Origin of the sequence: Rathayibacter sp. AY1A5 (assembly GCF_002930875.1) — a bacterium.
GTDB lineage: Bacteria > Actinomycetota > Actinomycetes > Actinomycetales > Microbacteriaceae > Rathayibacter.
In genome coordinates, this window is sequence record NZ_PSTM01000018.1 from 1 (window position 1) to 13,907 (window position 13,907).

The window sequence follows — 13,907 nt, forward strand, 5'->3', positions numbered from 1 at the left end:
GCCGATGGTACTGCAGGGGGGACCCTGTGGGAGAGTAGGACACCGCCGGACACCATTCACGATGGCCACCCAGAAATGGGTGGCCATCGCTGTTTAACCACCACCTCGGATCCCCGCTGCTCACTGGAGCGCGGTGCGGGTTAGGGTGGTGCGACGGCTGCGGCCGTCCTCCCCGCCCTCGGGCGGGTCAACTCCACAGAGCATCACCACGACAGGCGAGGAACGCATGGACGACTCAGGATCCGACCGCAACGACCGGGACTCCGGACGTCGTGACGAGCGGGCGCCTCGCGCCGGCGGCGCCGGCCGCTCCTCGAACGATCGCGGCGGCTCGGGCGATTCCCGCCCCCGCCGCGACGGTGATGCTCGTCCTCCCTATCGTGGCGGTGGCGACTCCCGTCCGCAGCGTGATGGGGACTCCCGTCCTCCTTACCGTGGTGGTGGCGATTCCCGTCCGCAGCGTGATGGTGACTCCCGTCCTCCTTACCGTGGCGGTGGGGATTCGCGTCCGCAGCGTGATGGTGACTCGCGTCCTCCGTACCGTGGTGGTGGCGATTCCCGTCCGCAGCGTGATGGTGACTCGCGTCCTCCGTACCGTGGTGGTGGCGATTCCCGTCCGCAGCGTGATGGTGACTCGCGTCCTCCGTACCGTGGTGGTGGCGATTCCCGTCCGCAGCGTGATGGTGACTCCCGTCCTCCGTACCGTGGTGGTGGGGACTCCCGTCCGCAGCGTGATGGTGACTCCCGTCCTCCGTACCGTGGTGGTGGCGATTCCCGTCCGCAGCGTGATGGTGACTCCCGTCCTCCGTACCGTGGTGGTGGGGACTCCCGTCCGCAGCGCGACGGGGACTCCCGTCCTCCTTACCGTGGCGGTGGGGATTCCCGTCCGCAGCGGGACGGTGACTCGCGTCCTCCCTATCGCGGTGGCGACTCGCGTCCGCAGCGGGACGGTGACTCGCGTCCTCCCTATCGCGGTGGCGACTCGCGTCCCCAGCGTGACGGGGACTCCCGGCCTCCTTACCGTGGAGGTGGGGACTCGCGTCCGCAGCGGGATGGAGACTCCCGTCCTCCGTACCGCGGTGGTGGGGATTCGCGTCCGCAGCGTGACGGGGACTCCCGTCCTCCGTTCCGCGGTGGATCGCGCGACGGGGGAAGCAGGCCGTGGTCGGACGATCGTCGGGGCGGCGGAGACAGCCAGGGCGGCGGACGCGGACGCGAGGGCTTCGGCGGCGGACGCGGCGGCCCCCGCGAGGAGCCGGAGCTCACCGAGGAGGAGCGCGAGCGGCGCTCCCTCCAGTCGGTGCGCCCGCGCCACGACGACCCGGACCTTCCGGACGACGTGCAGGCCAAGGACCTCGACAAGGTCGCCCGCAACGAGCTGCGCACGCTCTCGAAGGACAACGCCGAATGGGTCGCCCGTCACCTGGTGATGGCCGGCCGCCTCCTCGAGGAGGACCCCGAGCTGGCGCACCGCCACGTGCTCTCGGCGGCCCGCCGCGCGGGACGCATCGCCGTTGTCCGCGAGTCGCTGGCCATCTCGGCGTACGCGACGGGCGACTTCGCCCTGGCGCTGCGCGAGCTGCGGACCTTCCGTCGGATCTCCGGCTCGGACGAGCAGGTGCCGCTGATGGTCGACTCCGAGCGCGGCGTCGGCCGACCCGACAAGGCGCTCGAGCTGGGACGGTCGATCGACCGCACCACGCTGAGTCCCGGCGCGCAGGTGTCGCTGGCCATCGCCATGTCCGGCGCCCGCCTCGACCTCGGGCAGGCGGAGCTCGCTCTCATGGAGCTCGAGATCCCGCAGCTGGACCCGGACCGCGCGTTCTCGTACAGCCCGGATCTCTTCGCCGCCTACTCGCTCGTCCTCGAGGAGGTCGGCCGCTCCGAGGAGGCGGCCGAGTGGCAGCGTCGCGCCGACATCGCGGCGCAGGCCGTCTTCGCGGCCGAGAGCGGCGGTGACGACGAGACGATCGAGGTGATCGAGGAGGAGCACGAGTCGGCCGACGCCACGTCCGCTCCCGATCGCGCCGAGGAAGGGACCGCGGTCGACGACGCGGACGACTACCTGGACGACGAGGACGGCCCGACCGCCGTCGACGACGCGGACGAGGACGAGGTCCACCGGACTGAGTCCGAGGAGATCGACGACGACGACGACGCGGACGCGGACGACGCCGATGCGAGCGCTGACGCCGAGGCCGACCTCGTCGACACGGACGAGCCGACCTTCGCAGACGAGTCCCTCGAGTCCGACGATCTCGCCGAGACGGACCCGGATAAGGCTCTCGACTCGGCGGAGCCGACCGCCGACGAGTCGGTCGAGCCCGCCGACGCCGCTGAGACGGCCGGCTCCCCGGACGCCCGCGAGACCGACGAGTCCGCCGAGCCCGCGGACAGCGGCGAGCCCATCGACTCCGACGAGCCGACCGACACCGAGGAGCCGACCGACTCCGACGAGCCGACCGACTCCGCGGACACCGACGAGCCCGCCGACACCACCGAGCCCGCCGAGCCCACCGACGTCGACGAGTCCGTCACTACCGACGAGCCCGTCACGACGACCCGCCGCACCAGGCCCGCCGACACCACCGAGGAGGACGCCGATGTTCCGCAGCAGCAGGACTGAGCCCACCCCGCTCGACGGCCGCGACTCCGTCCTGGCCGACCTCGACGGGGTCGTCTACAAGGGTGCCGACGCGATCCCCTTCGCGGTGGAGAGCCTCAACCGCGCGGCCGAGACGCTGCGGGTCGGCTACATCACCAACAACGCCTCCCGCACGGACGCCTCCGTCGCCGGGCACCTCTCCGAGCTGGGGCTGAGCGTCCGGCCCGAGGACGTCGTCACCTCCCCGCAGGCGGCGGTCGTGCTGCTCGCCGACCTGGTCCCGGCCGGCTCGACGATCCTCGTCGTCGGGGCGGAGGGCCTCACCTCCGAGGTCGAGCGCGCCGGGTTCACCGTGACGCGCAGCGCGGAGGACTCGCCGGCGGCGGTCATCCAGGGCTTCGCGCCCACGGTCGGCTGGGAGCAGCTGGCCGAGGCCTCGTTCGCGCTCCACACGGGGATCCCGTGGGTCGCGACGAACACCGACTGGACGATCCCCGTCGCGCGCGGCATCGCCCCGGGCAACGGGACCCTCGTCTCGGCCGTGCACACCGCGGTCGGCCGGCTCCCGGTCGTCGCGGGCAAGCCCGAGCGGGCCATCTTCGACGCGGCGACCGCGCGCTTCGGCTCGACGAACCCGCTGTTCCTCGGCGACCGGCTCGACACCGACATCGCCGGCGCGAACGGCGCCGACATGGAGAGCGCCCATGTGCTCACCGGGATCGACCGGGCCAAGCAGCTCCTCGCCGCGGAGCCCAAGCTCCGGCCGACGTACATCCTCGGCGACCTTCGCGAGCTGCACCTGCCCTACCCGGCGACGACGGTCTCGCGGAACGGCACGCACGCCGTCCGCGGCGCCAAGGTCCGCCTCGACGGTGACTCCGTGGTGATCGTGGACGCCGGCGACGACGCGACCGATCTGCTCCGGGCCGCCTGCTCGGTGATCTGGTCGTCCGGCCGCGCGATCTACGGCCTCGACGTGCCGGAGTCGCTCTACAGCTGAGCCTGCTCGGCGGGCTCCCGGCGTCCCTCGCGGCGCAGGAGCCCGTCGAGCCGGCCGGCCAGACCGACCGCGACGATCGCGATCAGCGCGGCGTACGAGAAGGTCGCGGCGAAGACCCCGGTCCCGGCCCCGATCAGCCCGGTGACCGCCGCCGCGAGGAGGCCCGTCAGCGCGAGGGAGACCGAGGCGCCGGTCGAGTCGGCGATCTGCAGGGCCGAGCTGTTGAAGCCCTCCCGGCCCGGAGCGGAGAGCGCGAGCGTCATCGTCCCCATCCGCGGGAACATCGTGCCCATGCCGCCGCCGGCCAGGAACCAGCCCACGCCCGCGACGATCGGGCTGAGGGCGAGCACCGTGACGAGCAGCACGACTCCGATGCCGGCGAGCACGAGCGACGTGCCGAGCCGCATCGCTCCGCCGTGGCTGAGGCGGGTACCCGGGCGTCCCTGGATGTTCGAGCCGAGAGCCCAGGAGACGGCGCCCGCGGTGAGCATGGCGCCCGAGAGCCAGGGCGGCAGGCCGTACTGCTCCGAGAGCAGCAGCGGCAGGTAGACCTCGGTGCCGAAGAACGCCGCGGCGACGAGGGCGCGGAGGAGGATCACCGACGGCAGGACGCCCCGAGCGCGCAGCGTGCCGTCGGGCAGGAGCGCGCGAACCGCCACGACCACGACCACCACGGCGGCCGCGGCCAGGAGCCCGGCGAGATCGGGCGCGAGCTCGGCGCTCGTGCTCAGCACGACGACTCCGGCCGAGACGACCACGGCGCGGGCGATGCGGCCCACTGCCCGGCGATCGAAGGGGAGGCGCTCGCGCGGCTCGAGCGAGCGGAGCGTCGGCGCGATCGCGGCGCTCGCGAGGGCCACCAGGGCGACGACTCCGAAGAAGACCCAGTGCCAGCTCGCGAGCTCGGCGACGACTCCGGCCACCAGCGGCCCCACCAGCGACGGCACGACCCAGGCCGCGGCGAAGGCGCCGAAGATCCTCGGATGCAGCTGGCTCGGGTAGACCCGCGCGACGAGCACGTAGAGGGTGACGGTGATCCCTCCGCTGCCCAGCCCCTGCAGCAGGCGGGCCGCCACGAAGACCGGCATCGCCTGCGCGGCGCCCGCGGCGACGAGACCCAGGGTGAAGAGCAGGATCGCGACCACGAGCGACGGCGTCGGGCCGCGGCGGTCGGCCGAGGAGCCGGCCGCGACCATCCCGACCACGGCGGCGGCGAGCGTCGCCGCGAAGGCCAGGGGGTAGAGGGCGCGACCGTCGAGGTCGGCGCTGACGATCGGCATGATCGTCGTCACGGCGAGCGACTCGAACGCGCAGAGGAAGACGAGGCTCGTCGTTCCGATGGTCGTCAGGAGGAGGGGAGCCGAGGTGATGCCGCGGCGATCACGAGAACGCACCTGCTCAACAGTACGCCGAGCGCAGAGCCGGTCAGCGGTAGACGGCCCAGTCGTCCTTCGCGAGCACCGTCGGGGTGCCCTCGATCTCGACCAGCCAGCCGCGGTCGTCGCGCTCGAGGTAGCGCCCCTGCACGATCTCGGGGGCCCAGCCGCCGTCGCGGGACGAGATCCAGCGGACGAAGCGGACGGTGCCTCCGCGCCGGAACAGTGTGCCGTTGTGGTCGCTCATGCGGGGATCTTCTTCACGGAGAGGTCGTCGGGCGACGAGGTTTCGGGGAGGAGGTGGAGGCCGAGGCGGCCGTTCGAGGCGTTCGAGAGCTCGCGCAGCCAGTGCGGGTTCAGCTCGATCGCGGCGGTGCCGTCGTACTCGTAGCGGGTGGGGATGCCGGGGTGGAGCCACAGTTCGGACCGGCGGCCCTCGGCGTCCTCGATCGTCAGGAGGAAGCCCTCGCCGCGGCGGAACCGCGAGGTGATCACGGTCTGGAGGTGGGCCAGGGCGCGGTCCTCGAAGGAGTGCGAGCTGGCGGGTGCGCCGTAGAGCAGTCGTCCCATCGCGCGCACCTCCTCACCGTCGGCGGCGCACGGAAGGCGTGCCGCACCGTCGACACTAGGTATTGCTAAGTCGGTTGACTAACAGTCTCGGCGCCGACTGCGCTTTCGGGACACACGCCGTCCGATCGCCGGAGAAGTGGTTCGATGGGGGCAGCGAGTTCCCGTCCGGGGCGCCTGCCGCTCGGAAGGTGCACCTCGATGGACGCTCGGCCAGACCTGTTCGCTCTGCTCGCGCGATTGCGCACGGCGGAGCGCGACTACGACGGCCGCGTGGAGCGCCGCCTGGGCATCGGCGCCACGGATCTCGCGGCCCTGCGGCTGATCGGGGTCGGGGAGCGGCGCGACGAGATCGTCCGCGCCGTCGACCTGTCCGCGGCCCTGCCGATCACGACGGCGGCCGTCTCCCTCCTCGTCGACCGCCTCGCCCGCGCCGGCTACGTGAACCGCACTCCCGACCCGTCCGACGGCCGCGGCCGCATCCTCTGCCTGACGGAGCGCGCGCAGAAGGCCATCGTCGGCACCGACGACCCGACCTACGAGCAGATCCGCGCGATGGTCGCGAAGGTGCCCGAGTCGGAGGCCGCGACCGTCGCGGTGCTGCTCGACGGCCTCAGCCGCATCCTCGAGGGGCAGCCGCCGCCCGAGCTCGTCGACTGATCAGCTCTGCAGGGTGGCGCTCGGCGACTCGCCGAACCGCTCCGCGTAGGCCGCGCTGAAGCGGCCCGCGTTCCCGAAGCCCCAGTGCCGGGCGACGGCGGCGACCGTCGTCCCGTGGGGCGGGCTCGCCGCCAGCTCCACTCGGGCGCGGTCGAGCCGCACCAGGCGCAGGTAGGCGATCGGGCGCATCCCGAGCACCCGCTGGAACGCGGACTGCAGGCCCCGAACGGTCAGGCCCGACGCCGCCGCCATCTCGGCCGGGCCGATCGGCTCGCTGCAGTGGGCGTGCACGTACTCGACGGCCGTGCGGACCCGCGCGTTCCGGGGTGCGAGGAGCTCGGGCGGGACCGGAGCGGACTCCGGAGGGTAGAGGTCGAGCAGCGCGGAGGCCGTGGCGCGGGTGAGCTCGTCCCAGAGCAGCGGCTCGACGCGCTCGCTGCGCAGCGCGCGGGCGGAGTCGGCGACGGCCGTGCGCCAGCGGCGGATCGCCGCGGCGTCGGGGCGGTGCTCGGAGTCGAAGACGAGGGACCCGACGAGGCCCCGCTCGGCGGCGACCCGGTCGACCACTCCCCGGTCGAGGTGCACCAGGCGCTGGTCGAAGTCGACGTAGTCGAAGGCGAACGGCCGGCCGACGGGGAAGAGGACGGGACGGTTCTCCTCCATCGCGATCGAGGCGCGGCCGACGTCGATCCGGCCGGAGCCGCCCACGATCCACTGCACGACGACGTCGTCCGAGTCGCCCACGCCGCCCGCGAGGCGCCCGGACATCCGCGAGGTGCGGAGGGTCATCCCGCCGTCGCCGATGGCCGCGTAGCGGTAGCTGAAGTCGGCCGCGGTGGTGGCGGCGCGCCACTCGTCGCCGTTGTAGAGCCGCGCGAGGCTGTGCCGCGCCTCGTCCGGATCCTCGCCGCGGGCCTCCAGCCGGACGCGAGGGTGGTGATCGTCCACAGGTCGTTCCGGTGCCTCAGCGCGTGAGGCGCTCGATGAGCTCGCGGTAGCGCGCGGCCGTGCGCTCGACGATCTCGGACGGGAGGGTCGGCGGGAGGCCCTGGCCGTCCCAGTTGTCGGAGAGCCAGTCGCGCACGATCTGCTTGTCGAACGAGCGGCCGCGGATGCCGGCGTCGTAGTCGTCGGCGTCCCAGTAGCGGGAGGAGTCGCTCGTGAGGACCTCGTCGCCGAGGGTGACGACTCCGGTCCCGCGGTCGACCCCGAACTCGAACTTCGTGTCGGCCAGCAGCACGCCGCGGGCCAGGGCGATGGTGGACGCCTCGCGGAAGACGGCGAGCGAGAGGGTGCGCAGCGCCTCCGCGGCCTCCTCCCCGACGATCTCGACCGTGCGCTCGAAGGTGATGTTCTCGTCGTGCTCGCCCTGCGGGGCCTTCCACGCGGGGGTGTAGATCGGCTCGGGGAGCGCGTCGCCGTCGTGGAGGCCCTCGGGGAGCGGGACGCCGCAGACGGAGCCCGTCTCCCGGTACTCCTTCCAGCCGCTGCCGGAGAGGTAGCCGCGCACGACGCACTCGATCGGGAACATGTCGAGCGTCTTCACCAGCATCGACCGGCCGCGGACCGCCTCGGGGATGTCGCCCGGGATCAGGTGGTTGGGGACGTCGGAGAGCTGCGCGAACCACCAGAGGGAGAGCGTGGTCAGCAGCTCGCCCTTGCCGGGGATCCCGGGCTCGAGGACCGCGTCGTACGCGCTGACCCGGTCGCTGGCGACGACGAGCATGCGGTCGGCGCCGAGCACGGGGTCGGCGTCGTCGGGGGTGTAGAGGTCGCGCACCTTGCCGGAGTAGGCGTGCTGCCAGCCGGGCAGCGGCGCCGTGGTGTCGAAGGACAGGGAGTCGTCGCGGGTCACCGCACCATTCTCCCCGATCCGGGGGGCTCCGCGGCTCCTGAAGACCTCCTGTGTCCTGGCGGATCGGGGCTGTCAAGCACGCGCGGCCGCCGATCCCGCGCGCCTAGCGTCGAGACATGACCTCGCAGAACGACCAGACTCCGCAGAACGACCAGTACACGTTCCAAGACCCGACCGCGATGTTCGCCGACATCGACACGGAGGCCCAGTACCAGGAGGGCTCCGGCCTCGACTCGAAGATGGACGACCCCGCCGACCGCGGCGAGTCGACCTACCGCGGCTCCGGCCGCCTGACCGGGCGCAGGGCGCTCGTCACCGGAGGCGACTCGGGCATCGGCGCGGCCGTCGCCATCGCCTACGCCCGCGAGGGCGCCGACGTCGCGATCGTCTACCTCCCCGAGGAGGAGTCGGACGCGAAGAAGGTCGTCGCGCTGATCGAGGAGGCCGGACGCACCGCCGTCGCCATCCCCGGTGACATCACCGACCACGACTTCGCGGTGGGCGCCGTCGCGAAGGCCGTCGAGGGCCTGGGCGGACTCGACATCCTCGTCAACAACGCGGGCAAGCAGCAGCACGTCGAGGACTTCCTCGAGCTCTCGGACGAGCAGTTCGACGAGACCTTCAAGACCAACGTCTACGCGATGTTCTGGATGACGAAGGCGGCCGTGCCGCACCTCGCCCCGGGCTCCGCGATCATCAGCACCTCGTCGATCCAGGCCTACCAGCCGTCGCCGATGCTGGTCGACTACGCCAGCACGAAGGCCACGATCAACACGTTCTCGAAGGCGCTCGCGCAGCAGCTCGCGCCCAAGGGGATCCGCGTGAACGTCGTCGCCCCGGGCCCGATCTGGACGCCGCTGCAGACCGCGGGCGGCCAGCCGTCCGACAAGCTGCCCGAGGTCGGCTCGCAGACGCCGCTCGGACGCTGGGGTCAGCCGGCCGAGCTCGCTCCCGCCTACGTGTTCCTCGCCTCCCCGGAATCGAGCTACGTCGTCGGCGAGACGCTGCACGTCAACGGCGGCATGCCCACGCCGTAACACTCGGCGCTCACGGCGGGCCCGGTCGCGGAGCGGAGGAACCTCTTCCGCGCTGTGGCGGGGCCCGCCGTTTTGGTTGTCGTAACAATCGACTGCTGTGCAGGTTCGTGCGCGAGAGTCGGTGCATGACCGATTCCCTGCCGATCCTCGACCTGTCCCGCCTCGACCGGGGGGAGGCGGAGGCCGCCGCCTTCCGCCGCGACCTCCGGGAGACCACTCACGACGTGGGCTTCTTCTACCTCGTCGGCCACGGCGTGCCCCAGGACCTCCTCGACGACGTCGTCGCCGCCTCCCGCCGCTTCTTCGACCTGCCGGAGGAGGACAAGCTCGCGATCGAGAACACCCTCAGCCCGCAGTTCCGCGGCTACACCCGCTTCGGCGCCGAGCTCACCAACGGCGACGTCGACTACCGCGAGCAGGTCGACATCGGCATCGACCGACCGGCCGTTCCCGCCGGGCCCGGCGTCGCCGACTACGAGCGCCTCGAGGGGCCGAACCTCTGGCCCGAGGCGCTGCCGGAGTTCCGCGAGGTCTTCGAGCGCTGGCACGCGGAGCTCGCCGCGGTCGCGATCCGGCTGCTGCGCACCTGGGCCGTCGCGCTCGACGCCCCGGAGGACGTGTTCGACGAGGCGTTCGCCGAGCGGCCGTTCTCGCTGGTGAAGGTCGTCCGCTACCCGGGCACCTCCGACCCGGAGCCCAAGCAGGGCGTGGGCGCGCACCGCGACGGCGGCGTGCTGACGCTGCTGCTGGTCGAGCCCGGCAAGGGCGGCCTGCAGGTCGAGCACGACGGCTCGTGGATCGAGGCACCCGCGATGGAGGGCGCGTTCGTCGTCAACATCGGCGAGATGCTGGAGCTCGCCACGGGCGGCTACCTCAAGGCGACGCTGCACCGCGTGATCTCGCCGCTGATCGGAACGGACCGGATCTCGATCCCGTTCTTCTTCAATCCCGCGCTCTCGGCCACCATGCCCTCGCTCCCGCTGCCCGAGGAGCTCAAGTCCGGCCTCTCGGTCGACCCGACGAACGCGCCGATCCTCGAGACCTACGGCGAGAACGCGCTGCGCTACCGCCTCCGGGCCCACCCGAACGTGGCGGCCGTCCACCACGCGGACCTGCTCGCTCCCACCGTCTGACCCGGGAACGACGAAGGGCCCCCTCCCGCGCGAGCGCAGGAGGGGGCCCTTCGTCGTCAGTGCGTCAGCAGCGCGCGGCGGCCACGGGGACCGTCGCGGTGAACGCGGGCTGGCCGGTCGCCGATCCGGTCACCGTCACCGTGCCGGCCGGCATCGAGGCCAGGCGGGTGGTGAAGGCGGCGGAGGCGGACGATCCGGGTGCGACCGCGGTGAACGACTTCGAGCCGTAGGCCGAGGTGATCGTGACGTCCGCGGCAGCGGTGTCGGTGTTCTTCACGGTCGCGGTGAGCACGATCTTGCCGGCGACGCAGCGCGTGGCGACGGCGGGGACGAGCTCGAGGGTGTCCAGCGGGACGGCGGCCGAGACCGACGTGCGCACCAGCTTGTCCGCGTACCCGGTGTAGGAGGCCGTGACGCCGGTCACGCCCGCCGGGACCGAGACGCTCGCCGAGCCGCCGGAGAGCAAGACGGTCGAGGTCCACGAGCCGCCGGTGAAGGTGACCGAGCCGACGACGTCGCCCCTGTCGGCCGCCGCGACCGTCGCCGTGACCGTGCGGCCGTCGGCGGTGAGGGTCGTGGTGGAGTCGACGGCGGTGACGCCGGTCCAGTTCTTCATGGCGGTGAGGACCGTCTGCGGGACGCTCACGAACGCACCGTGCCGCGGGCTGGCCGGGAGGCCGGCGCGGCTCTTGGGCGAGACGTTCCAGTCGGCCGACTGCGAGAGGCGGTTCGTCTGCGAGCTGCCGGTGATGGCCGCTCCAGAGGTGAGGAAGGCCTTGTAGCCGCCGTCGCCGTAGTTGTCGACGAGGAAGGCGTAGCCGTCGCCCGTGCCGGTGGTGTCGTTCGGGTCGCCCGCGTTCAGCTTGATGATCTCGGGTCCCTCACCGGCCTGGCCGGTCTCGAGCGAGGTCATCCGGGTGTCGGTGAGCTGCCACGTGGTGTTCGGGTCGGCGCTCCAGTTCGAGGAGGTCGTCCCGGCGGTCAGGACCTTCGACTTCTCGAGGAAGATGTCCTTCCCGGCCTCGAGGGTTCCGGCGGCGCCGCCCTCCTCGTTCTTGGTGAAGCGGTAGTAGTAGTCGCCGATCTTCGTGATCGTCGAGTCGATCCGCGCGTAGCCGGTGTCCTGCCAGGTGGCGGGAGGAGCGGTGAAGGTGCGGAAGTCGCGGGTGATCACGGAGAAGACGCGGGAGTAGAGCTTGTCGTTGTTGGTCTTCGTCGCGTCGGAGTAGAGGCGCGAGGAGAAGAACACGACGTAGGACTGCAGGGCGTCGTCCCAGTACGCCTCGGGCGCCCAGGTCATTCCGGCGGCCGGCTGGTTCACCGTGATGCCGGTGTCGGCGCCGTTGGTGCGTGTCCACTGCACCAGGTCGGTCGACTCCCAGACCTCGATCTTCAGGCTGCCCTTGGACTGGGCGTCGCCCCAGCCGGTGCCGCAGGAGATGCAGAGGTCGGTGGCGACCATGTAGTACTTGTCGCCGTTGTGCGAGCGGAGGATGAACGGGTCGCGCAGGCCCTTCGTGTCGGTCGTCGAGGTGATGACCGCCTTGCCGCCGTTGACCGGCGAGAAGGTGAAGAAGTCGTTGCCCGAGGTCGCGGCCTGGTAGATCTTCTCGTCGCCGTCCGACTTGAAGTACGCCGAGGCGTAGCCCGTGTCGGGAGCGGTGCGGCCGAGCTCGGCGACCGTCAGCGTGAAGGCGCGCGTCTCGGCGACGCCGTTGAGGGTGGCCGTCGCGGTGAGGGTGACGGTCCTGTCTCCGGAGCCGTAGGCCGGCCGGGTGACGACGCCGCCGCCGCGGTAGGGGTCGGCCGCGCCGACCGCCGGAGCCGCGTAGGAGGTGTTCGTCGGAGTGACGAGGGCCGGGTCCGAGGAGGTCCAGGTGATGTCGGTGCCGTTACGGGCGCCCTTCACTGCGAGGGGGAGGTTCTCGGTGGTGCGCGTGGCGAGCTTCAGCGCGTCGAGGTCGTCGTTGATGCTCGGGGCGAGCACGACCACCTCGAAGGCGATCGTCGCGCCCTGGGCGGTGGTCGCCGTCAGGGTGACCGGGGTGTTCTGCGCGATCGAGCGCGAGACGACGCCGGTGGCCGAGACGACCGCGCTGTTCGAGGAGGTCCAGGTGAGCGGGACGCCGCTGCTGGAGGCGGGCAGCGTCAGGTTCGAGGAGACCTGGGTCAGCGACGGGTTGCCGGCCAGCAGGACGGGCTGGATGTCCGAGCGCAGCAGGGCGGAGGTCGCGGACGCCTTCGCCGTGGCGGTCGGCATGCTCGAGGCGACCTGCTCGGCGGTGAGGGAGGTGTCCCAGAACTTCACGTCGGTGACGTCGGCGGTCACGAGCGCGTCGCCGGAGTAGAGCGAGCGGCCGAGGTAGCCGAGAGTGGACCCGGTCGGCACGATGCTCGCCATCGACTTCGTGGTGTTCGCCGTCGAGATCTGCGTGCCGTCGCGGTAGAGGGTCAGCACGGTGCTCGACCCCGTGCCGGTGCCGACGAGCGTGAGGGTCGTGAACCCGGGGTTCAGCGTGCCGCCGAACGGCATGCGGGTCTCGCCGTTGTTGGTGGGCTCCTTGACGCGGATGCCCGCGAGGACCTGTCCGCTGGGCGAGCCGTCGGGGTTGCGCGGGTTCACGAAGACGTGGTTGCCGAGCTGCGTGGTGTTCCACGGGCCGACGCCGTCGCCGATGACCCAGCCGAACTGGTTGGCGGTGGTCTGCGTCTTCACCGTGTACTCGACGGCGAAGGCGTTGTCGGCTCCGGTGACCAGGCCCTGGGGGAGGCTCGCGTAGCCGTCGTTCTTGAACCGGGCGACCTGGTCGCCGCCGGCGTTCGCGAAGGACGCGTCGGTGAGGCCGGTCAGGGTGGCGTTGCGTCCGTTGCCCGAGATGTCGAGCAGGGCCGAGCCGGCGTGCGACATGTCGTAGTGCGCGGTGGGCGCCGGGACGTCGACGGCCTGCGCCGAGACGGGGACGAGAGCGCCGGTGAGGGCGACGCTCGTGCAGGCGAGAGCGGAGAGGAAGAGGGATCGCACGCGGCGCCGAGGCGCGGCGGCAGGGGGCTCCGGGGAGCGTCGTCTCATCGTCGAGACCTTTCCTTCAGGGGAGGGATGCGTCGAGCCGAGGGGACCGACGCGTATGTTCACGTTAACGTGTGAGCCGCCTCAGAGCCATGGGGGAATTGCTCCGGCGTCGGGAGCGAACCATGCGCCAGGGGCACGCCTCGGCGCAAGACCTGCACCCCCGAGCGCCCAGGGCGTAGCGTGAGCCCACCGCATCCTGGCCCCCGGTGACGGAACCATGCCCATCCGCCTGCCCTGCGAGGACTTGACCATGACGACGCTCTTCCACACCGGTGGCTCCCTCTCCCTCGACGACGCGACCGCCGACGCCGTCGTCCGCTACTCGCTCGCGCTCGCGCAGCGGCACCGGATGAGCACGGTCAGCGTCGCCGACGACTCGGCCCCCTCCTCCGTCGTGACGCTCACCGTCGGGCTCGGCGTCCCCCTGGTGGTCGCAGGGGCCGGTAGCGCAGCGGCGGAGTCGAGCACCGAGATCCTCGAGCGCCTCGACGCGCTCGACAGTGCGGGCGGACCGGTGCCCGCCTCGGACGTCGACCCCCGCGCGACGTGGGAGCTCGAGAACGAGTACTGAGCTCTGAGCCGCGGCGCCGCCGGCGCGGATCCG

Annotated in this window: 13 protein-coding genes; 6 read left to right on the forward strand and 7 right to left on the reverse strand. The window is 72.0% G+C overall.

From position 1 onward, the window contains the following. Window positions 1-235: 235 nt before the first annotated feature. Complete coding sequence (locus C5B98_RS17040) at window positions 236-1,315, reverse strand: hypothetical protein (protein WP_181065533.1); 1,080 nt, start codon at window positions 1,313-1,315, stop codon at window positions 236-238. Between C5B98_RS17040 and C5B98_RS17310 the strand changes: the two genes are divergently transcribed. Together C5B98_RS17310 and C5B98_RS12545 are read left to right on the forward strand one after the other, a co-directional pair. Continuing rightward, window positions 1,301-2,626 (forward strand): MSCRAMM family adhesin SdrC, encoded by a 1,326-nt coding sequence (locus C5B98_RS17310; protein ID WP_258063515.1) that lies wholly within the window; start codon window positions 1,301-1,303, stop codon window positions 2,624-2,626. The genes C5B98_RS17040 and C5B98_RS17310 overlap by 15 nt on opposite strands. Next, window positions 2,604-3,605: an HAD-IIA family hydrolase gene (locus C5B98_RS12545; RefSeq protein ID WP_104226795.1), complete on the forward strand. Its 1,002-nt coding sequence runs from the start codon at window positions 2,604-2,606 to the stop codon at window positions 3,603-3,605. The genes C5B98_RS17310 and C5B98_RS12545 overlap by 23 nt, the downstream gene beginning before the upstream one ends. On the opposite strand, the gene C5B98_RS12550 is transcribed toward C5B98_RS12545, so the two are convergent. The 3 genes from C5B98_RS12550 to C5B98_RS12560 are packed head-to-tail and all read right to left on the reverse strand — an operon-like array spanning window position 3,596 to window position 5,551. After that, a complete protein-coding gene (locus tag C5B98_RS12550; RefSeq protein ID WP_104250772.1) occupies window positions 3,596-4,999 on the reverse strand; it encodes an MFS transporter in 1,404 nt (467 codons plus the stop codon). The genes C5B98_RS12545 and C5B98_RS12550 overlap by 10 nt on opposite strands. 31 nt (window positions 5,000-5,030) lie before the next feature. Then, window positions 5,031-5,228, reverse strand: coding sequence for a hypothetical protein (locus C5B98_RS12555; protein WP_068256013.1), 198 nt, complete (start codon window positions 5,226-5,228; stop codon window positions 5,031-5,033). Next, complete coding sequence (locus tag C5B98_RS12560; RefSeq protein WP_104223794.1) at window positions 5,225-5,551, reverse strand: hypothetical protein; 327 nt, start codon at window positions 5,549-5,551, stop codon at window positions 5,225-5,227. The genes C5B98_RS12555 and C5B98_RS12560 overlap by 4 nt, the downstream gene beginning before the upstream one ends. Before the next feature lie 198 nt (window positions 5,552-5,749). Between C5B98_RS12560 and C5B98_RS12565 the strand changes: the two genes are divergently transcribed. Further along, a complete protein-coding gene (locus C5B98_RS12565) occupies window positions 5,750-6,208 on the forward strand; it encodes a MarR family winged helix-turn-helix transcriptional regulator (protein WP_181065534.1) in 459 nt (152 codons plus the stop codon). On the opposite strand, the gene C5B98_RS12570 is transcribed toward C5B98_RS12565, so the two are convergent. Continuing rightward, window positions 6,209-7,156 carry a helix-turn-helix transcriptional regulator gene (locus tag C5B98_RS12570; RefSeq protein WP_104223792.1) on the reverse strand — a complete coding sequence of 316 codons (948 nt, stop codon included), beginning with the start codon at window positions 7,154-7,156 and terminating at the stop codon, window positions 6,209-6,211. Window positions 7,157-7,172: 16 nt separating this feature from the next. Then, entirely contained in the window at window positions 7,173-8,063 is an 891-nt protein-coding gene (locus C5B98_RS12575; protein ID WP_258062286.1) for a phosphoribosylaminoimidazolesuccinocarboxamide synthase, read from the reverse strand. A 116-nt stretch (window positions 8,064-8,179) separates the two neighbouring features. On the opposite strand from C5B98_RS12575, the gene C5B98_RS12580 reads away from it, so the two are divergent. Together C5B98_RS12580 and C5B98_RS12585 are read left to right on the forward strand one after the other, a co-directional pair. After that, window positions 8,180-9,100, forward strand: a complete 921-nt coding sequence (locus C5B98_RS12580) for a glucose 1-dehydrogenase (RefSeq protein WP_104233811.1) — start codon at window positions 8,180-8,182, stop codon at window positions 9,098-9,100. A gap of 125 nt (window positions 9,101-9,225) precedes the next feature. Next, window positions 9,226-10,233, forward strand: a complete 1,008-nt coding sequence (locus C5B98_RS12585; RefSeq protein WP_104327886.1) for an isopenicillin N synthase family oxygenase — start codon at window positions 9,226-9,228, stop codon at window positions 10,231-10,233. A gap of 64 nt (window positions 10,234-10,297) precedes the next feature. Here C5B98_RS12585 and C5B98_RS12590 read toward each other — a convergent pair whose 3' ends face one another. Beyond that, a complete protein-coding gene (locus C5B98_RS12590) occupies window positions 10,298-13,255 on the reverse strand; it encodes an immunoglobulin-like domain-containing protein (protein WP_181065535.1) in 2,958 nt (985 codons plus the stop codon). Between the two features lie 298 nt (window positions 13,256-13,553). Between C5B98_RS12590 and C5B98_RS12595 the strand changes: the two genes are divergently transcribed. After that, the gene (locus C5B98_RS12595; RefSeq protein WP_104223789.1) at window positions 13,554-13,874 is read left to right on the forward strand and encodes a hypothetical protein; all 321 of its coding nucleotides are present in this window, start codon (window positions 13,554-13,556) and stop codon (window positions 13,872-13,874) included. Window positions 13,875-13,907 lie beyond the last annotated feature (33 nt).

What these genes read in the sequence shown, in the direction of transcription:
- C5B98_RS12545 (WP_104226795.1), top strand. Translation starts at nt 2,604, where the DNA reads ATGTTCCGCAGCAGCAGGACTGAGCCCACCCCGCTCGACGGCCGCGAC.
- C5B98_RS12555 (WP_068256013.1), bottom strand. Translation starts at nt 5,228, where the DNA reads ATGAGCGACCACAACGGCACACTGTTCCGGCGCGGAGGCACCGTCCGC.
- C5B98_RS12560 (WP_104223794.1), bottom strand. Translation starts at nt 5,551, where the DNA reads ATGGGACGACTGCTCTACGGCGCACCCGCCAGCTCGCACTCCTTCGAG.
- C5B98_RS12565 (WP_181065534.1), top strand. Translation starts at nt 5,750, where the DNA reads ATGGACGCTCGGCCAGACCTGTTCGCTCTGCTCGCGCGATTGCGCACG.
- C5B98_RS12580 (WP_104233811.1), top strand. Translation starts at nt 8,180, where the DNA reads ATGACCTCGCAGAACGACCAGACTCCGCAGAACGACCAGTACACGTTC.
- C5B98_RS12585 (WP_104327886.1), top strand. Translation starts at nt 9,226, where the DNA reads ATGACCGATTCCCTGCCGATCCTCGACCTGTCCCGCCTCGACCGGGGG.
- C5B98_RS12595 (WP_104223789.1), top strand. Translation starts at nt 13,554, where the DNA reads ATGACGACGCTCTTCCACACCGGTGGCTCCCTCTCCCTCGACGACGCG.